The sequence below is a fragment of the Caballeronia sordidicola genome (genome assembly GCF_001544455.2).
Classification (GTDB): Bacteria; Pseudomonadota; Gammaproteobacteria; order Burkholderiales; family Burkholderiaceae; genus Caballeronia; species Caballeronia sordidicola.
In genome coordinates this window covers 73,197-90,905 of the sequence record NZ_FCOC02000017.1, presented here as the reverse complement: position 1 = coordinate 90,905, position 17,709 = coordinate 73,197, and the positions used below count along the sequence as shown (strand labels likewise).

At 60.7% G+C, this 17,709-nt stretch carries 17 protein-coding genes; 9 read left to right on the top strand and 8 right to left on the bottom strand.

The features are described from left to right. Nucleotides 1-106: 106 nt before the first annotated feature. From AWB64_RS23020 to AWB64_RS22995, 6 genes are all read left to right on the top strand, one after another. Nucleotides 107-1,165: a LacI family DNA-binding transcriptional regulator gene (locus AWB64_RS23020; protein ID WP_060857794.1), complete on the top strand. Its 1,059-nt coding sequence runs from the start codon at nt 107-109 to the stop codon at nt 1,163-1,165. Between the two features lie 121 nt (nt 1,166-1,286). Further along, nucleotides 1,287-2,300, top strand: coding sequence for an ABC transporter substrate-binding protein (locus tag AWB64_RS23015; protein ID WP_060857749.1), 1,014 nt, complete (start codon nt 1,287-1,289; stop codon nt 2,298-2,300). 116 nt (nt 2,301-2,416) lie between these two features. Next, nucleotides 2,417-3,988: a sugar ABC transporter ATP-binding protein gene (locus AWB64_RS23010; RefSeq protein WP_060857748.1), complete on the top strand. Its 1,572-nt coding sequence runs from the start codon at nt 2,417-2,419 to the stop codon at nt 3,986-3,988. After that, entirely contained in the window at nt 3,985-4,974 is a 990-nt protein-coding gene (locus tag AWB64_RS23005) for an ABC transporter permease (protein WP_060857747.1), read from the top strand. The genes AWB64_RS23010 and AWB64_RS23005 overlap by 4 nt, the downstream gene beginning before the upstream one ends. Nucleotides 4,975-4,986: 12 nt before the next feature. Continuing rightward, complete coding sequence (locus AWB64_RS23000; protein WP_060857746.1) at nt 4,987-5,943, top strand: ABC transporter permease; 957 nt, start codon at nt 4,987-4,989, stop codon at nt 5,941-5,943. An 83-nt stretch (nt 5,944-6,026) separates the two neighbouring features. Continuing rightward, the gene (locus tag AWB64_RS22995) at nt 6,027-6,629 is read left to right on the top strand and encodes an alpha-ketoglutarate-dependent dioxygenase AlkB family protein (RefSeq protein WP_060857745.1); all 603 of its coding nucleotides are present in this window, start codon (nt 6,027-6,029) and stop codon (nt 6,627-6,629) included. A 3-nt stretch (nt 6,630-6,632) separates the two neighbouring features. On the opposite strand, the gene AWB64_RS22990 is transcribed toward AWB64_RS22995, so the two are convergent. Further along, on the bottom strand, nt 6,633-7,025 hold the full coding sequence (locus tag AWB64_RS22990) for a RidA family protein (RefSeq protein ID WP_060857744.1): 393 nt from the start codon (nt 7,023-7,025) through the stop codon (nt 6,633-6,635). 107 nt (nt 7,026-7,132) lie between these two features. Between AWB64_RS22990 and AWB64_RS22985 the strand changes: the two genes are divergently transcribed. After that, entirely contained in the window at nt 7,133-7,633 is a 501-nt protein-coding gene (locus AWB64_RS22985; protein ID WP_060857743.1) for an MgtC/SapB family protein, read from the top strand. A gap of 75 nt (nt 7,634-7,708) precedes the next feature. Next, nucleotides 7,709-8,932 (top strand): DUF2252 domain-containing protein, encoded by a 1,224-nt coding sequence (locus tag AWB64_RS22980; protein ID WP_060857742.1) that lies wholly within the window; start codon nt 7,709-7,711, stop codon nt 8,930-8,932. A 48-nt stretch (nt 8,933-8,980) separates the two neighbouring features. On the opposite strand, the gene AWB64_RS22975 is transcribed toward AWB64_RS22980, so the two are convergent. The 7 genes from AWB64_RS22975 to AWB64_RS22945 form a co-directional block, all read right to left on the bottom strand. Further along, nucleotides 8,981-9,247, bottom strand: coding sequence for a hypothetical protein (locus AWB64_RS22975; RefSeq protein WP_060857741.1), 267 nt, complete (start codon nt 9,245-9,247; stop codon nt 8,981-8,983). A 132-nt stretch (nt 9,248-9,379) separates the two neighbouring features. Then, a complete protein-coding gene (gene ggt / locus AWB64_RS22970; RefSeq protein ID WP_060857740.1) occupies nt 9,380-11,017 on the bottom strand; it encodes a gamma-glutamyltransferase in 1,638 nt (545 codons plus the stop codon). Between the two features lie 48 nt (nt 11,018-11,065). After that, nucleotides 11,066-11,929, bottom strand: a complete 864-nt coding sequence (locus AWB64_RS22965) for an ABC transporter permease (protein WP_060857739.1) — start codon at nt 11,927-11,929, stop codon at nt 11,066-11,068. Next, nucleotides 11,929-12,873, bottom strand: coding sequence for an ABC transporter permease (locus AWB64_RS22960; protein ID WP_060857738.1), 945 nt, complete (start codon nt 12,871-12,873; stop codon nt 11,929-11,931). Before AWB64_RS22960 ends, AWB64_RS22965 begins: the two co-directional genes overlap by 1 nt. Nucleotides 12,874-12,880: 7 nt before the next feature. Then, the gene (locus tag AWB64_RS22955) at nt 12,881-14,383 is read right to left on the bottom strand and encodes an ABC transporter substrate-binding protein (protein WP_060857737.1); all 1,503 of its coding nucleotides are present in this window, start codon (nt 14,381-14,383) and stop codon (nt 12,881-12,883) included. Between the two features lie 15 nt (nt 14,384-14,398). Continuing rightward, nucleotides 14,399-15,508 (bottom strand): ABC transporter ATP-binding protein, encoded by a 1,110-nt coding sequence (locus AWB64_RS22950; RefSeq protein ID WP_060857736.1) that lies wholly within the window; start codon nt 15,506-15,508, stop codon nt 14,399-14,401. After that, nucleotides 15,505-16,539, bottom strand: coding sequence for an ABC transporter ATP-binding protein (locus AWB64_RS22945; RefSeq protein ID WP_060857735.1), 1,035 nt, complete (start codon nt 16,537-16,539; stop codon nt 15,505-15,507). Before AWB64_RS22945 ends, AWB64_RS22950 begins: the two co-directional genes overlap by 4 nt. A 159-nt stretch (nt 16,540-16,698) precedes the next feature. Here AWB64_RS22945 and AWB64_RS22940 point away from each other — a divergent pair, with 159 nt between their 5' ends. Then, nucleotides 16,699-17,562, top strand: coding sequence for a LysR family transcriptional regulator (locus AWB64_RS22940; protein ID WP_060857734.1), 864 nt, complete (start codon nt 16,699-16,701; stop codon nt 17,560-17,562). The last annotated feature ends 147 nt before the right edge of the window (nt 17,563-17,709 follow it).

The window sequence follows — 17,709 nt, the reverse complement described above, 5'->3', positions numbered from 1 at the left end:
TATTAGTGTTACCGTCTGCGGCATCTGAAGACATGTTTGATTGCATCGATCACGCCGCTTTTGCGCGGCCCAGAAAATGAAAAAATCCACGCAACGCCGCCCGACGATGACGGACATCGCGAAGCTGACCGGCGTCTCGCAATCGACCGTTTCGCTCGTGCTGAACAACGCGACCAGCGCGAAGTTTTCCGACGCAACCCGCAACAAGGTGCTGAAAGCCGCGCAGGATCTCGGCTACCGGATGACGACGCGCGAACCGCTTGACGCAACGATCACGGCGGAAGAAAAGAACCTGATCGTGTATCTCGCCGATGAAATCTCGACGAGCCCGCATCCGGTCGTGAACATCGACGGCGCGCGCGATACGGCGTTCGCAAACGGCCGGATGCTGGCGGTCTACTCCACGCACGGCAACGCCGAAATCGAGCAGCAGGTTCTCGACGCCACGCTCACGAATCCGAACGTGCTCGGCGTGATCTACGCGACGGTGTACACGCGAAAAGTGAGCTTGCCGGCGGCGCTGTCAAAGGTCCCGACCGTGCTCCTGAACTGCTACACAAGCGACACAGAGCTTTCGTCGGTGGTTCCGGCGGAAGTCGCGGGTGGCCACGTTGCCACCGATTACTTGCTCAACGCGGGACACCGGAGAATCGGTTATGTGAACGGCGAACCGTGGCAAGACGCGTCGCGCGACCGGCTGAAGGGATACCGGATGGCGCTTTCCACGGCGGACTTGCCGTTCGCGCCGGAACTGGTGCGCGAAGGCGACTGGAGTTCCGGCTCGGGCTTCGAGCAGACGCTTTCACTGATGCGCGAACCGAATCCGCCCACGGCCATTTTCTGTGCGAACGACCTGATGGCGCTGGGCGCCATCGAAGCGCTCAAACAACTCGGTTTGCGCGTCCCGGAAGACGTTTCCGTGCTCGGCTACGACGATCAGGAAATCGCGCGGCACACGCATCCGCCGCTGTCCACGGTTGTGTTGCCCAACTACGAACTCGGCCGATGGGCGGTCGAAACGCTGCTGCAGGAAGAGCACAACCGCGCCGCCGGCGCACCAGTCCGGCGGCGTGTCGTTAAGCTCGATGGACCGTTGGTGGAGCGTGCGTCGGTAAGGGTATTCACCGAAGCAAAACAGCCCGCAATTAATAATATTAGCGATTGACCAATAATAAAACGCAGTGGAATAATCGTCGCACTTCGACTTTTTGAGACGGAGCAAGAGGACACGACGCAGCAACGCCGAAGCATTTAAAAAAGCAAGACCATCCATACCGGAGGAAGACATGCTGTCGCTTGAAAACCTGAAAACATGCAAGACCCCGTTCCGCGTGCTTGCCACGTCTGTGCTCGCGCTTTCCATGGCGGCGGCATTCGGCGTAGCTCATGCCGATGAATCCGGCTTGCCGAAGCTCGCGAACAAGAAACCGCTGCGTGTGGGTTTTGCGCAGACCGAAAGCAACAACCCGTGGCGTCTCGCCGAAACCAAGAGCTTCAAGGACGTGGCGGCAAAGTGCGGCTGGCAGATGGTGATGACCGACGCGAACAGTTCGGCATCGAAACAGGTCGCCGATATCCAGAGCATGATCGCGCAGCACGTCGACCTGATCGTGTTCCCGCCGCGTGAAGAAAAGCCGCTTGCGCCCATCGTGCTGCAGGCGAAGAAAGCCGGCATTCCGGTGATCCTGGTGGACCGCAACGTCGACCAGTCGGTGGCGAAGGCCGGCCAGGACTACATCACGTTCATTGGTTCCGACTTTATCGATCAAGGGCAGCGCGCGGCGAACTGGCTCGTGAAGACCACGGGCGGCAAGGGCAAGATCATCGAACTGGAAGGTTCGACCGGTGCGTCGGCGGCCAACGACCGCAAGAAAGGTTTCGACGACGTGATCGCGAAGAATCCGGGTCTGCAGATCATTGCTTCGCAGAGCGGCGATTTTGCTCGCGACAAAGGCCGGCAAGTCATGGAAACGCTGCTTCAGGCGCATCCCGACGTGACCGCCGTCTACGCGCACAACGACGAAATGGCGCTCGGCGCGATCGCGGCCATCAAGGCGGCGGGCAAGCAGCCGGGCAAGGACATCACCATTGTGACCATCGACGGAACGAAGGGCGGCATGGACGCCATCGCGGCCGGCGAACTCGGCGCGAGCGTGCAGTCGAGCCCGTTCTTCGGGCCGCTTGCGTGCGACGTGGCGCAGAAGTTCGCGAAGGGTGAAACCATTCCGCCGTGGGTGAAAGTTTCCGACCGCTTCTACGACAAGAGCAACGTGGCGCAAAGCATGCAGTACGGCTACTAAAGCTGTATAGCGACGCATCACTGGGTAACAAAGGTGTTTTGAAGCGGCGCGCCCGGTCTTTCGCCGGCCGTCGCTTCTTTTGTATCCGGCGGACCATCACGAAGGAGACGGATTCGATGAACACGCCCACTCAACCGCCGCTGCTCGACATGCAGGACATCGACATCAGCTTTGGCGGTGTGGCCGCGCTGCGGCACGCGCGGCTTTCGGTTTCGGCGGGAGAAGTGCACGCGCTGATCGGGCAGAACGGCGCGGGAAAATCCACGCTCATCAAGATCCTGACCGGCGCATACCGGCGCACGGCGGGCACGATTCGTTTCGATGGCCGCGAAGCCGATTTCCGCTCGCCGAAAGAGGCGCGAGAAGCCGGGATCAGCACGATTTATCAGGAGATCAATCTCGTTCCGTTCCGCTCGATTGCCGAGAACATTTTTCTTGGCCGCGAGCCGCGGCGGTTTGGTTTGATCGACTGGCAGACGATTCACCGGCGTGCGCAGGAACTGCTCGATTCGTTCGGCTTGCAGATCGACGTCAGCAAACCCGTACGCGAGTTTTCCACTGCAATACAGCAAATGGTGGCGCTTGCGCGGGCGGTATCGTCGGAAGCGAAGATGGTCATCATGGACGAATCCACCTCTTCACTCGATGAACGCGAAGTCGAATTGCTTTTCAGCGTCGTGCGGCGTCTGCGCGACGATGGCCGCGCGGTGATCTTCGTGTCGCATCGGCTGGACGAGTTGTATGCGTTGTGCGACCGCGTGACCGTCATGCGCGACGGGCAAACGGTCGCCGAAAGCCCGATGGCCGCGCTCGACAAGCTTCAACTGGTGACCACCATGCTCGGGCGCACGCTTGCAGCCGTCGTGCAGGAAGACAGCGCGGTGAAGGAAGCGAATCTGGCGAAGCGCGGAGCGACCGCGATCAGCGCGAAGAATATCGGCGCGGGCGCGAAAGTGACGGACGTCTCGCTCGATGTCCACGCAGGCGAAGCCGTGGGTCTCGCCGGCTTGCTGGGCTCGGGGCGCACGGAAACCATGCGGCTGATGTTCGGCGCGGACGCGGCCGAGCGCGGGGCGCTTTCCATCGATGGAAAGCCGGCCAACTTCAAGTCGCCGCAAGACGCGATTGCGCGCGGTATTGCGTATCTGACGGAGGATCGCAAGGGCGACGGAATCGTGCCGGAACTGTCCGTGCGCGACAACCTCACGCTCGTTTGTCTGCGCACGCTCACGCGGCACGGCGTTGTCGATGTCGCGAAGCAACGCGCGATTGTGGACAGGTTTATTGAATCGCTCGGGATCAAGCTGCGTTCGCCGGATCAGCCGATTCGCGAGTTGTCGGGCGGCAATCAGCAGAAGGTTCTGCTCGCGCGGTGGCTGGCGACAAACCCATCCTTGCTGCTGCTCGACGAACCCACGCGCGGCATTGACGTCGGCGCGAAAGCCGACGTTGCGAAGATCATCCGCGAGTTGCGCGACTCGGGGCTGGCGGTGTTGTTGTCGGCATCGGAACTGGAAGAACTGACGGCGGTCGCCGATCGCGCGGTCGTGATCCGTGATGGCAAGACCGTTGCCGAACTCGACGGCGCGCGCATGAGCGAGGCGTCGATCATGGACGCGATCGCATATGGATCGGGCGAAGAATCGGTGCTGGCGGAAGCCGTCGATGCCAAAGAAGGTCAACCATGAATCAGAAAACTCAGCCGGCCGCCGCCGTGGCGCCTGTCGGGCAAGCCGTGCAGAAGAAGAAATACCGCATCACGATCCAGCGCGAGATTGCGGTGTTGCTCGCCATGGTCGTCTTCAACCTGCTTTTCACGCAGCACTTCTGGTCGCTGCAGACGTTCAACGTCAACCTCACGCAAGTGGTGACGATCGTGATCGTCGGCATTGGGATGACGCTGGTCGTGGCGACGGGCGGTATCGATTTATCCGTCGGTGCTTCAATGGCAATAGCCGGTTCGCTCGCGCCGATGATCTTCATGAACGTCGCCGGGCCGTTCGGGATTGCACTGGCGTTTGTGTTGCCGGTTCTCGCCGCGGCGCTTTGCGGCGTGTTCAACGGCTTCCTGGTGACACGGCTTTCCGTGCAGCCGATTGTCGCCACGCTGGTGCTGTTTATTGCGGGGCGCGGCATTGCGCAGGTTTTCACGGATGGCAGCCTGCAAGCCTTCAACAATCCCGCGTTCCAGTGGATTGCATTGGGCCGCGTCGCGGGCGTGCCGGCGCAAGTGTTCCTGATGCTCGCGCTCGTCGTGATATTCGCGTGGATCGTGCGCAAGACCTTGTTCGGGCAGTATCTGCTCGTGACTGGCGGCAACGAACAGGCCGCGTATTTGAGCGGCATTCCGACCACGCGCGTGAAGATGATCGCCTACACGTTGTGCGCCGCGCTGGCGGGACTGGCCGGCTTGATTTCGATCTCCGTGAATTCATCGTCGGATGCGAATGTGATCGGCCTCGGTTCCGAACTCGATGCGATCGCCGCCGTCGCCGTCGGCGGCACGGCGCTGACGGGCGGCAAGGCTTACATAGTCGGGACGCTGATTGGCGCGCTGATCATCCAGTTGCTCAGGTACACCCTGCTCGCCCACGGCATTCCCGACGCAGCCGCGCTCGTTGTGAAGGCGGGCATCATCATTGCCGCCGTTTATGTGCAGCGGCGCCAGCGCTAGGGAGACATCGACATGAAAAAGAACCTTCCCATCCTGTTGGCGCTCGTGGCGCTGCTCGTATTCGGCGTGATCCGATACGACCATTTTGCGTCGGCCTACAACATCACCTCCTTCTGGCGATACAACTCGATGTTCGCGTTGATCTCCGTGGGCATGGCGTTTGTGATCATCACGGGCGGCATTGATCTGTCGGTGGGCGCGGTGGCCGCGCTGGCGAGCGTGGTGGCGGCGCTGGCGAGCCCGCATGGAGGCGTGGCGGGTGTGTTGGCGGGCGCGGGTGCAGGATTGGCGGTCGGCGTGTTGAACGGGCTCGTGATCACGCATATGCGAATCCTGCCGTTTATCGTGACGCTCGCGACTAGCCTTGGCGCGCACGGCATGGCGCTGTTGCTCGGCCATAACGACGCGGTTTCCATCGCGCCCGATTCCAGCTTTGGCAACTTTGGCCAGGGCGATTTGCTCGGCTTGCCAATACCGGGAATCGTCGCGGCCGTGGCTGCGGTTCTAGGCTGGCTCGCGCTCAGAAGCACGCGGTTTGGCCGCCACGCGCTGGCGATTGGCGGCAGTGAAGAAGCATCGCGGCTGATGGGCTTGAATGTCGACCGCACGCTGGTCCTGGTCTACGGGCTGAGCGGTCTGCTTGCTGGTTTGGCTGGCGCAATCCTCGCCGCGCAGTTCGGCGCCGGACAGCCGAACGAAGGCATCGGCTGGGAGTTGTTCGCCATATCGGCGGTTGTGCTGGGCGGGACATTGCTGACCGGCGGACAAGGATCGATAGCCATGACCATTGCAGGCGTTGCATTGCTCGGGCTCGTGTTCAACCTGCTGAACTTCGAGAATGGACTGGGCTTTATCAGCTTGTCGGCGTACTGGCAGTCGGTGATTCGCGGCGTGTTCCTGCTGCTGGTGATCGTGCTGCAGGCGCGGGTGCTGAGAAAACGCGTGACGGTGACGAAAGTGGCACATTGAACGGATACGGCAAATCAGTGCGCAAACTCTGGGATAAACAATCTGCTAACTTACGATGACCAACCCAAACCCGACGCTTCGCCATGTTCGACCTTTTCGACGATATCCCCAAGCCGGACATCGGCTGGCTTCCTGACTGGCTGGACGCGGCGACGGCCTCGGACACCATGGCGGCGTTGATCGATGAAGTCGTGTGGCAGCAGGACATCATGAATACGCCCGCCGGGAAAGTGCCGTTTCCGCGGCTCACCGCGTGGCAGGGCGATCCGGGCGCGGTCTATGTGTATTCGGGCATTCGCAACGTTCCCAAACCGTGGTCGCCGGCGGTTTTACTGCTGAAAACGAAAGCCGAAACCGCCGCGAAAACCGCGTTCAACAGCGTGTTGATCAACCGCTACAGGACCGGCATGGACAGCATGGGCTGGCACGCCGATAAAGAACGCGAACTCGGGCCGGAACCGGTCATTGCATCGGTGAGTCTTGGCACCACGCGAACCTTCGAGTTCCGCCATACAAAGACACGCCAGGTGCATGCGCTGAAACTGAACCACGGCAGTTTGCTCATCATGCGCGGACGCACGCAACTGGAGTGGGCGCATCGTGTGCCGAAAGAACCTGAGGCGCGCGGCGAGCGCATCAATCTCACCTTTCGCTACGTGGATGCAACGGCAAGCCCGCGCAGATAACACTCACCGCTTCGCGACGAAATCAATCTCCACGAGCGCATCGCGCGCCAGCCCCGTCACGCCGATGCACGTGCGCGCCGGCAACGGCTTGGGTTCGAAGTAGCTTTTGTAGACATCGTTCATGGCTGCGTAATCACGTTTGAATTCGGTCAGGAAAATCCGCACGCTGACTACGTTATCCAGCGACAATCCCACGCCCTCCAGCACGAGGATCAGGTTATCCATCACCCGGCGCGTCTGCGCCTGAACGCCTTCGGGCAAGGGCTTTGAATCGTCGTCGGGGTCCGTGGGCATCTGGCCGGTGAGGAACACCCAGCCATCGGCTTCGGCCGCGTGGGAAAAAGGCGCGACGGGCGTGGGAGCGGCGGCGACCATCGTGAAGGTGGGTAAAGTCATATGTGTTTCCTTGAAAAGGCACGGCCCGTTACCGTACCGGATCAAAATTACGGCCGCTTCGTAAAACGCGTCAAAATAGGGGCGTAACCATTTACACGAAGGCCCTGATGCTCCCTCTTCCCGTTCTCACCGATGTCGTCATCCGCATGTTCTGGGCACTCGCGATTGGCTGCGTTATCGGCGTGGATCGCGATCTGCACGGCAAGCCCACCGGCATGAAGACGCTCGGGCTCGTATCTCTTGGCGCGTGCCTGACGACCATGGCCGCGATGGGCTTTACCACTCAAAGCACGACGCTGAGCACGGATGTTTCCCGCGCCATTCAGGGCATTGTGACGGGCATCGGCTTTCTCGGTGCGGGCGTGATCGTGCAGACGCCAGGACAGCACCGGATTCGCGGACTGACCACGGCGGCGTCGATCTGGGTCACGGCGGCAGTGGGCATTGTTTGCGGACTGGGCGTGTGGAGCGTCGCTGTCATTGCGACATTGATGTTGATCGCGCTATTGATAATCGGCCGGAAAGTCGAGAAGGCGCTGCACAGGCAATGGATCGCGAAACCGGCTGCGGAGCGCGAAGCGAACACCGATCTTGAAGACCTCGGATGATCGCACGACCCTACAAAATCATTACAAATCAACGGCATGCGTCTTGCTCAATGGGAGCACCAACAGGACGATCCCATGCCCAAGAAAAAATCTTCCGCCCTTCCGGGCCCCAATGATCGTCAGGCGCGGCTCACTGCACGCCGCAACATGAAAATGGCCGAATCCGCGCACGCCTACGTGCGCGGCAACACGAGCAAATTCTATGAATGGCTCGACGGCATAGAAGGTCACACCTTGCCCGAAGGCCCGGCCATCTGGATTTGCGGCGATTGCCACACCGGCAATCTCGGCCCGGTCGCCAACACGGATGGAGACGTCGAGATCCAGATTCGCGACCTCGACCAGACGGTGATCGGCAATCCGGCGCATGACATCGTGCGGCTGGGTTTATCGCTGGCAACGGCGGCGCGCGGGTCCGACCTGCCGGGCGTCACGACTGCGCGCATGATCGAAGCGTTATCGGAAGGCTATGAACATGCGTTCGACGCCACCGCCAAGGATCGCCCGATCAAGAACGCGAAGCCTGAAGCGGTGCGCGTGATGATGAAGGAAGCCGTGCGGCGCACCTGGCAGCAACTAGCTATAGAGCGCATAGAGGACGTCGAGCCAAGCATTCCGCTCGGCAAGCGTTTCTGGCCGCTCGATAAAGAAGAACGCAGCGAGATAGAAGCCTTGTTCGAGCGTCGCGAGATTGCCGACATTGCCGTCGCGTTACGCAAGAACGCCGACGAGGAAAATGTCTCGGTCATCGACGCCGCGTATTGGGTCAAAGGCTGCAGTTCGCTGGGGCGTCTGCGTTATGCGGTGCTTCTCGACGTGGATGGTGGCGCGGTGGAAGGCGACGACCTGTGTCTTATCGATATCAAGGAAGGGCTGAAGGCTGCCGCACCGCGTTATCCCGGCCAGGACATGCCGCGCGATAACGGCGAGCGCATTGTGGAAGGCGCGCGGCATTTGACACCGGCGCTCGGCGAACGCATGCGCTCGGCGCGGCTGAACGATCGCTCCGTGGTGATTCGCGAACTCCTGCCGCAGGACATGAAACTGACGGTCGAGCAACTGACGCAAGAAGAAGCGATGAAAGCCGCGCGTTTCCTCGCAATGGTAGTTGGCAAGGCGCACGCGCGGCAAATGGACAAGGCGGGACGACGCGCGTGGTTATCGGAATTGCGGCGGGCGCGCAGCAAATCGCTCGATGCGCCTTCGTGGCTCTGGAAAAGCATCGTGGCGCTGGTGAGCAGTCATGAGGCGGGTTATCTGGAACATTGCCGGCGGTATGCGCTGACGCCAGCTTTATGACGTAGCAACAAAAAAGGCCGCTCGGTTCTGCGAGCGGCCTTCGGCAAATCAGTATCCGTGGCGATCATGCCAGCGATGCTCACGCCACTCATGATGCCGCCATTCACGGCGGCGCCATTCGCGTTCACGCCAGCCATCGTCACGATAGCCACCGTAACCAACCACCACGGGCGGCGGCGGTGCATAAACGGGCGCCTGCTGCGCGTAATATCCTGGTACGCCAATCCCCACGTCCACGTTGACATGCGCGGAAGCTGCCGCCGATGCCATCAGGACGCCCAGCCCCAGTACCGCACCCAGTATCTTCTTGTTCATCTAGTCTCTCCGCGCACTTGTTTGTGCTCTTGGCTTTTGCTTGTTTACGCAACCAAGTGTAGGAGCGGCATTCAGATACAGGTGCTACGGGAATGCGATAAAAGTAACCGGGCGTATCTTGAAAAGTCCGAATCAGAAGCCAGCCGCCAATCCATCTCTCCGGCTATCGCTCGCAGCAACGTAGCCGCGCTCGGGATCGTTACGGTCCAGCTTCCAGATGTACTGCCCGGAACCAAAGTCCATATAAGGATCATCGACGGATTTGATCGTGTGGCCGTATTCCTGCAGCGCCTTCACCGTTGCCGTATCCAGCGTCGCTTCAACGTCCACCGTGAAATCGCGATTGACCTTCCAGCGCGGTGCATCGCAGGCGGCTTGCGGTTGCTGGCCGTAATCGAGCATGCGCACGATGGATTGCAGATGCCCTTGCGGCTGCATGTCGCCGCCCATCACGCCGAAACTCATCACGGCCTCTTGCGCGCCATTCACCTTTTGCGTGAGGAACGCCGGAATGATGGTATGGAACGGACGCTTGCCGCCTTCGACCACGTTCGCGGACTTCGGGTCCATCGAGAAACCGAAGCCGCGATTTTGCATCGCAATGCCCGTGTCCGGCACGACCACGCCCGAACCGAAGCCCATGTAGTTCGACTGGATGAAACTCACCATCATGCCGCGCTCGTCCGCCACCGACATATAGATGGTCCCGCCCGCCGGCGGCATGCCGAAGTCGAAGTGCTTGGCCTTGTTCGGATCGATGAGTTTTGCGCGCTCGCTGAGATACGCGTCGTCGAGCATCTGCTCGGGCGTGACATCCATTGAACGCGGATCGGCGACGTACTGGTAGACATCGGCGAAAGCGAGCTTCATGGCTTCGATCTGCAAATGCTGCGACTCGATCTTGTCCACGGTCAGCGCCTTCACGTCGAACTTGTCGAGAATGCCAAGCGCGATCAACGCGGCAATGCCCTGCCCGTTCGGCGGAATCTCATGCACGGTGTAGCCGCGATAATCCTTCGATATCGGCTCGACCCAATCCGCCTTGTAGTTGCGCAGATCGCTGGCTGTCATCGCGCCGCCGTGCTGCTTCGCGAACGCCGCGATCTTCTCGGCGATCTCGCCTTCGTAGAACGCGCGCGGACCTTTCTCCGCGATGGTGCGCAGCGTCTTCGCGTGTCCCGGATAACGCATCAGTTCGCTGATTTCCGGCGCACGGCCGCGCGGCATGAAGGTCTCGGCGAAACCGGGGTAATCCTTCAGTTCGGGAATTGCCGCCGCCCATTTATACGCAACAATGCTCGCGACCGCGTGCCCGCGCTCGGCAATTTCTATGGCCGGTTCCATCAAATCGGCGAACGGCAGCGTGCCGAATTTTGCGTGCAGCGCTTCCCATCCCGCGATCACGCCCGGCACCGTTGCTGCATCCCAACCGCGCTTCGGATTGTTCGCAATGCCGTTCTGCTCGCCATACTTGTTCTTGAAGTAATCGACATTCCACGCCGCCGGCGATACACCCGACGCGTTCAGTCCGTGCAGTTTCTTGCCGTCCCAAACGAGCGCAAACGCGTCCCCGCCAAGACCGCACGATACCGGCTCGACCAGCGTGATGGCAGCGGCGGCGGCAATGGCGGCATCGACCGCATTACCGCCCTTCCACAACATGCGCAGGCCAGCTTGCGCGGCAAGCGGATGCGAAGTCGACACAATATTGCGCGCGAACACCGGCAAGCGCGGCGTGGGATAAGGGTTCTGCCAGTTGAAGCGGGTCATGGGAAATTCGTCCCTTTGAGTAGTGAAAGTGTTGCAGTCAGGCGTTGTTCAAAGCTCACGCGGATCGAGCGCGTCGCGCAGTCCATCGCCTAGAAGATTGAAGCCGAGGACCGCAAGGAAGATCGCGATACCGGGGAATATCGACATCCAGGGCGCCTGGCTCACGAAGTCCTTGGCGGTGTTCAACATCGATCCCCAAGACGGCGCGGGCGGCAATTGCCCCAGTCCGAGGAACGACAGGCTGGCTTCCGCGATGATAGCCATGGCAATGGTCAGACTCGCCTGCACGATGATCGGCGGCAGCACGTTGGGCAAGATGTACCGGACGATGATGCGAAAATGGCCGAGCCCGATCGCGCGTGCGCCTTCCACGTAATCCTCCGCCTTGACGCTGATTGCCTGGCCGCGCGTGAGGCGCACGAAGCGCGGCATGGCCGAGACGCCAATAGCGATCATTGCGTTGGTGAGGCTCGGGCCGAGGAACGCAGCGAGCGCGATCGCGAGGATCAGGAACGGAATGGAAAGCAAGGCGTCGGTGAAACGGGAGATGACGCCATCGACGAACCGGCCGAAATAGCCTGCAAGCAAACCCAGCGGCACGCCGATCACGACCGCGATTCCCACCGACACAACGCCCGCCAGCAGGGAAGCCCGCGCCCCCCAAAGCAGACGCGTGAGGACGTCGCGGCCGAGTTCATCGGTTCCGAACCAGTGACTCGCCGAGGGCGCCTGCCGCACGGTCATGAAGCTCGCCTGAACGGGATCGTAGGGCGAAAGCCAAGGCGCGAATACCGCAACGAGGATCACCAGCAGCACGATCACCGCGCCCGCAACCGCCGCGCGATTGCGCATGAAGCGGCCCAGCGCGCGGTTGCGCTTACGCGGCAACACGGCTTCCACAATGGTCGCCATTAGCTTCTCCTCAAGCGCGGATTGAGGAGGATGTACAGCACGTCCGCGAACAGATTCACCACGATAAACCCGACCGCCGTCACCAGCACCACGCCTTGAACGACAGCGTAATCACGATTGAAAACCGCATCGACAACCAGTTTGCCGAAGCCTGGAATAGTGAACACCTGCTCGGTCAGCACCGCGCCCGCGAGCAACTCGCCGAACAGCAAGGCCAGGACCGTGACAATGGGAATCAGCGCATTGCGAAAGCCGTGCTTCACAACAACCGTGCCCTTCAACAAGCCCTTCGCGCGCGCGGTCCGGATGTAGTCGCTGCGCAGAACGCTCAGCATTGCGCTGCGCGTATGGCGCATCAATTGCGCGCCGAGCGCCGCGCCAAGCACGAACGCGGGCATCAGCATGGTCTTGATGCTCAGCCAGAAATCTTCCGCCGGAGAAACATAGCCCGATGACGGCAACAACTGCCACTTCACCGAAACAACAAAGATCAAGATGATCCCGAGCCAGAAATTGGGTATCGACATGCCGGTGAGCGCGAGAATATTCGCGCCGTAGTCGAGCGCGCGTCCCTTGTTCGCCGCCGATAAAACCCCGAGCGGAATGCCAATGCCAATGGCAATGATCATCGCCATCACGGCGAGTTGCAGCGTCACCGGCAGCTTCTGCGCAATGAGCTTCGTCACCGGCACATCGGTTCGCAGCGACGCGCCCAGGTCGCCATGGAAAATATCCCGTACCCATAAAACGTATTGCACGGGCACGGGTTCATCGAGGTGATATTTCAGCCGCAACGTTGCGATGACTTGCGGATTCTGGTCTTCGCCGGCCATCGCCAGAACCGGATCGCCGGGCAGCATTTTTTGCAGGCCGAAGATCATCATCGACACCAGGATCAGCGTCGGGATTGCAACGAGCGCGCGGTTGGCGATGATTCGCAACATGAGCGCGTTATCCCTTGATGCTCACGCCGCGCAGACGAATCAAGCCGTCAGGATAAGGCGTGAAACCCTGCACTTTCTTCGACATTGCGTACGGCCACGGCTGCGCGTAGAGATAGATGATCGGGTCTTCGTCGGCGAGGATCTTTTGCGCGGCGTCGTAGGCCGTCTTGCGATCGGCGACCGTGGACTTCACGCGGGCGTCGTCCAGCAGTTTGTCGACATCGGGATTGCAATAACGCCCGTAGTTCAGGTTGCCCTTGCACGTCACGAACTGATGCAGATTGCCATCCGGGTCCGTGCGGCCCGACCAGCCGAGATACAACAATTCGAAGTCGCCTTTGGTCGACGCGTTGAGCGCGGCCGCGTAATCGGTCGGGCGCAGCTTCAGGTTGATGCCGGCCTCCGAAAGCATGGCTTGCAGCATCTGCGCCATCTGGTTCGACACCGTGTTATTGCCGAACGTCAGTTCAATGTCGAGCTTCTCGAAACCCGCGGCTTTCAGCAATGCTTTTGCCTTCGGGATATCGCGTTTGGTGGTTTGCAGCGATGCATCGAAGTACGGGCTGTTCTTCGGAATCGCCTGGTTGATCGGCGCGAAGATGCCGCCGCCAATCACCTGATTGATCGCGTCGCGGTCGATCGACAACTCGAACGCCTCGCGCACGCGCTTGTCCTTGAACGCTTTCGGCGCGCGCGCTCCGTTCGATACGTTAAACGTGAGATCGTAGAAACCTAAACCGCTCGTCGATATGAAGTTGAGGTTCTTGTCGCTTTTCACCGATGCCACGTCGGAAGGCGCAAGACGTTCCAGCATGTCGAGCGACCCCGAGCGCAGGTTCGCGAGACGCACGGTGCTGTCCGGAATCGGCTGGAAGACGACCTTCTGGATCGGGTATTTGCCGGCGTCCCAATAGCCCGCGAATTTCTCCAGCACAACGCGATCATTCTGCACGCGCTGCACGAACTTGTATGGGCCCGAGCACACCGGATGCGTGGTAACGCCCGCGTCATCGGTCAGCGTCTTGGGCGCGAGCATCATGCCGGCGCGATCCGTAAGCGTGGCGAGCAACGCGGCGTCGGGCGCTTTCAAAACAATCGCGACGGTGCCTGGATCGACCACGTCCACATGATCGATCGACGCCAGCTCGCTCTTGCGATTGCTCGCGGGCATGGAACGCGAACGGTCGAGGTTGGCTTTGACGGCGGCGGCGTCGAACGGTTCGTCGTCGTGAAATTTCACGCCCTGACGCAGCTTGAACGTGAGCGTCTTGTTGTCGGCGCTCATGCTCCAGGAGGTCGCGAGCATGGGCACGATCTTCAGGTCCGGCCCAATGTCCACCAGCGAATTGCACAGCGAACTGAACACAATCCGGTCGACCACCTGGCTGCTTCGCGCGGGGTCGAGCGTGCCGATATCGTCCTGCAAGCCGATACGGATGGTCGAGTTCGACTGTGCCATGACGGCGCTGGTGCTGGCGGCGAGCGCCGCGGCCAAGAGAATCTTTCGCATCTGAATTTCCCCGTTTTATCGTGTATTCGAATGTTCTTTGAGCGGTTCTTTAAGCGCGCCATCAATGACGCCCTGACGCTGCCGATACACCGCGAGCCGCTCGGTCAGCTTCGGACTCACAATGGAAACAAGCGGCGCACCGCCGCCCGCGTTCTGGATTTCGCGCCAGAAATGGCAAGCCACGCGATGCCCGTTCGGCAAGGTTTCGTTGACCGGCTGTTCGTCGGCGCACCGCGCTTTTGCGTGCGGGCATCGTGGATGAAAGCGGCATCCCGAAGGCGGCGAAGTCGGGCTCGGCAAGTCGCCCGCAAGCGCCGCCTTGCTGCGGCGCTGACGCGGACTGCTTGCCGGAATTGCCTGAAGCAGCGCTCGCGTGTAAGGGTGCAAAGGTTGATCGAAGAGATCGTCGACGTCCGCCATCTCCACGATTTCGCCCAGATACATCACCGCGACGCGATCGCTCATATGGCGGATCACCGCGAGATCGTGCGCGATCATGATCAGCGTGAGACCAAGTTCCTGCTTCAGCGATTCAAGCAGGTTAATTACTTGCGCCTGCACGGACACGTCGAGCGCGGACACGGGTTCGTCGCCGACAATCAGTTTCGGCTCGCCTGCCAGCGCGCGCGCAATGCCGATCCGCTGCCGCTGGCCGCCCGAAAATTCATGCGGATATCGTTCGGCATAGCCCGGTTGCAATCCCACCGTGCGCAGCAAATCGGCGACGCGCGCCTGAAGCGCCGCGCCTGTCGCGAGACCATGCAATGCAATCGGCTCGCCGATAATCTGTCCCACCGTCATCCCCGGATTCAGCGACGCAAACGGGTCCTGGAAAATGATCTGCATCTCGCGGCGCAAACGCCGCATGGGTTCGGTGCCCAGATGCGTGATGTCCTTGCCCTGATAGATCACGCGTCCTTCGGTGCTGTCTATCAGGCGCAGCAACAGGCGTCCAAGCGTCGACTTCCCGCAGCCCGATTCCCCGACAATGGCAAACGTCTCGCCCTGCTGCACGGAGAACGACACGCCGTTGACGGCATAGACGGTCGGCGCACGCGTGAACAGGCTGCGCGTGCCGCCAAAGTGCTTGGTCAGTTCCTGCGCTTCGATGATGGGCGGGTTCATGCAGCCGCCTCGTTATACAAAGCCACGGGCTCGACCGGCGCGACCCAGCACGCAACACGATGCGAGCCATCGATCATCTTGTCGGGCGGCACTTGTTCGATACACCGCTGCTCCACGAGCGGACAGCGCGGCGCGAACCGGCAGCCCCTCGGCATCTGTTCCGGCGACGGCACCGATCCGCGAATCGTCGCCAACGCGCCTTCGCGTTTTCCCACCGATGGAATCGCGCCCATCAAACCGATGGTGTACGGATGTTGCGGGTCATCGAAGATTTCATCCACCGAACCGTATTCCACGATCCGCCCCGCATACATCACGGCGACGTGATCCGCGACTTCCGCAACCACGCCCAGGTCGTGCGTGATCAGGACCATTGCCGTGCCGGTTTCGGCCTGCAGGTTGCGCACGAGCAATAAAACCTGCGCCTGGATGGTGACGTCGAGCGCGGTCGTGGGTTCGTCGGCAATCAGCAGTTGCGGGCGGTTGGCGAGCGCCATTGCAATCATCACGCGCTGGCGCATGCCGCCCGAGAGTTCGTGCGGATAAGCATCGAGGCGTTTTTCCGGCGCGGGAATGCGCACGAGGCGCAGCATTTCCAGCGCTTCCTTGCGCGCCGCCGCGCCCTTCAATCCACGATGCCGCTGCACGCACTCCGCAATCTGATGCCCGATGGTGAACGCCGGATTGAGCGACGTCATGGGCTCCTGGAAGATCATGGACATGCGGTTGCCGCGGATATCGGCGAGTTCGCGTTCGCTGAGCTTGAAGAGATCACGGCCGTCGAACATCGCCTTTCCCGCGACGATATTTGCTGGCGGGCTTGGCAACAAACCCATCATCGCGAGCGACGTGACGCTTTTCCCGCAGCCCGATTCCCCGACAATGCACAAGGTCTCGCCCGCGTTCACGGCAAACGAGACGTCTTCGACCAGGTTGGGCACGTTCGCGGTGCGCGAGAATTTCAGCGAGAAACCGCTGACTTCGAGTACTGGAGTTTTCGTGGGCTGATTGGAAAGCGGCTTATTCAACATCGACAAATTTCAACACTCCGCGGCGTGGCAAGACAAGCGGCGAACTGCGCCATAGCTTAAGCGTAGTCGCCCAACATTCATGTTCATTATGTCCGGCGCAAAGCATCAGGAAATATTAAACTTTCTTTTCGACACTTAATGTTTCCTTGAATAACGCCGATGCCGACCATCCGGATGCTGAAGACTTTTCGCGCGGTCGTAAGGACGGGTTCCTTCGCCGCTGCCGCCGACAAGGTTGCGCTCACGCAAGCCGCCGTCAGCTTGCAGATGCGCGGCCTGGAACAAGCGCTCGGCCGGCAGCTTTTCGATCGCAGCGCGAGGCAGATTGTGCTGAGCCGCCAAGGGCACGAGATTCGTTCGAAGGTGGAACAGATCCTCGATCTGCTCGATGAACTCGAGGCCACGCCCGCCGATTCCATGCAGGGACCGGTCGTGATCGGCGCGGTGGTATCGGTGATTGGCGCGTTGTCGCTCGGCGTGGCGAAGTTGAAAACTGCGCATCCGGGGCTCGACGTGCGCTTGTTGTCAGCGCGCTCGGACGAACTCGCCGTGATGGTGGAGCAGGGCGAAGTGGATATCGCCGCGGTCGTCGCGCGGCCCGATCAGACGCTGCCCGACACGCTGAAATGGACGCCGCTCTATACGGAACCGCTGATGCTGGTCGTGAGCCGCGATATCACCGATACCGATCCGCGTCGCATTCTGGCATCGAATGGATTCTTGAGGTTTGACCGGCGGGTGCGCACTGGCGTGGTCGTGGACCATGCGCTGACGGCACTCGGGCTGGAGGTGAAGGAATATCTGGAGCTGAATTCAATTGAAACGATAGTCGCGCTCGTCAGGAAAAACGTAGGCGTGACGGTATTGCCGGAACTGCATCGGGCGGGATGGCAGGCTGATCCTTCGCTGCGGCTGATTTCGATTGCGCAGCCGCCCATTTTGCGGACGGTCGGAATGATCGAGCGGGCTTCCTATGGGCGAAGCAGCATTACCGCGGCGATTATCGAGACGCTTCACGGCTGATTTTTCCCAGTTGGTCCGGGCATCTCATTATTCGCATATCCCGAAAACAGATTTGCGACTATCAACCACAATAAACCGATAGTAAGGGTATACACTGCATTTCATCGACGCAGTGAGCAGAACAAATCAGCCACTGCGCCCCTTATC

Bases quoted from the DNA above. Each gene is read 5' to 3' on its own strand.
- AWB64_RS23020 (WP_060857794.1), top strand. From the start codon at position 107: ATGACGGACATCGCGAAGCTGACCGGCGTCTCGCAATCGACCGTTTCG.
- AWB64_RS23015 (WP_060857749.1), top strand. From the start codon at position 1,287: ATGCTGTCGCTTGAAAACCTGAAAACATGCAAGACCCCGTTCCGCGTG.
- AWB64_RS23010 (WP_060857748.1), top strand. From the start codon at position 2,417: ATGAACACGCCCACTCAACCGCCGCTGCTCGACATGCAGGACATCGAC.
- AWB64_RS23005 (WP_060857747.1), top strand. From the start codon at position 3,985: ATGAATCAGAAAACTCAGCCGGCCGCCGCCGTGGCGCCTGTCGGGCAA.
- AWB64_RS23000 (WP_060857746.1), top strand. From the start codon at position 4,987: ATGAAAAAGAACCTTCCCATCCTGTTGGCGCTCGTGGCGCTGCTCGTA.
- AWB64_RS22995 (WP_060857745.1), top strand. From the start codon at position 6,027: ATGTTCGACCTTTTCGACGATATCCCCAAGCCGGACATCGGCTGGCTT.
- AWB64_RS22990 (WP_060857744.1), bottom strand. From the start codon at position 7,025: ATGACTTTACCCACCTTCACGATGGTCGCCGCCGCTCCCACGCCCGTC.
- AWB64_RS22985 (WP_060857743.1), top strand. From the start codon at position 7,133: ATGCTCCCTCTTCCCGTTCTCACCGATGTCGTCATCCGCATGTTCTGG.
- AWB64_RS22980 (WP_060857742.1), top strand. From the start codon at position 7,709: ATGCCCAAGAAAAAATCTTCCGCCCTTCCGGGCCCCAATGATCGTCAG.
- AWB64_RS22975 (WP_060857741.1), bottom strand. From the start codon at position 9,247: ATGAACAAGAAGATACTGGGTGCGGTACTGGGGCTGGGCGTCCTGATG.
- ggt (WP_060857740.1), bottom strand. From the start codon at position 11,017: ATGACCCGCTTCAACTGGCAGAACCCTTATCCCACGCCGCGCTTGCCG.
- AWB64_RS22965 (WP_060857739.1), bottom strand. From the start codon at position 11,929: ATGGCGACCATTGTGGAAGCCGTGTTGCCGCGTAAGCGCAACCGCGCG.
- AWB64_RS22960 (WP_060857738.1), bottom strand. From the start codon at position 12,873: ATGTTGCGAATCATCGCCAACCGCGCGCTCGTTGCAATCCCGACGCTG.
- AWB64_RS22955 (WP_060857737.1), bottom strand. From the start codon at position 14,383: ATGCGAAAGATTCTCTTGGCCGCGGCGCTCGCCGCCAGCACCAGCGCC.
- AWB64_RS22950 (WP_060857736.1), bottom strand. From the start codon at position 15,508: ATGAACCCGCCCATCATCGAAGCGCAGGAACTGACCAAGCACTTTGGC.
- AWB64_RS22945 (WP_060857735.1), bottom strand. From the start codon at position 16,539: ATGTTGAATAAGCCGCTTTCCAATCAGCCCACGAAAACTCCAGTACTC.
- AWB64_RS22940 (WP_060857734.1), top strand. From the start codon at position 16,699: ATGCCGACCATCCGGATGCTGAAGACTTTTCGCGCGGTCGTAAGGACG.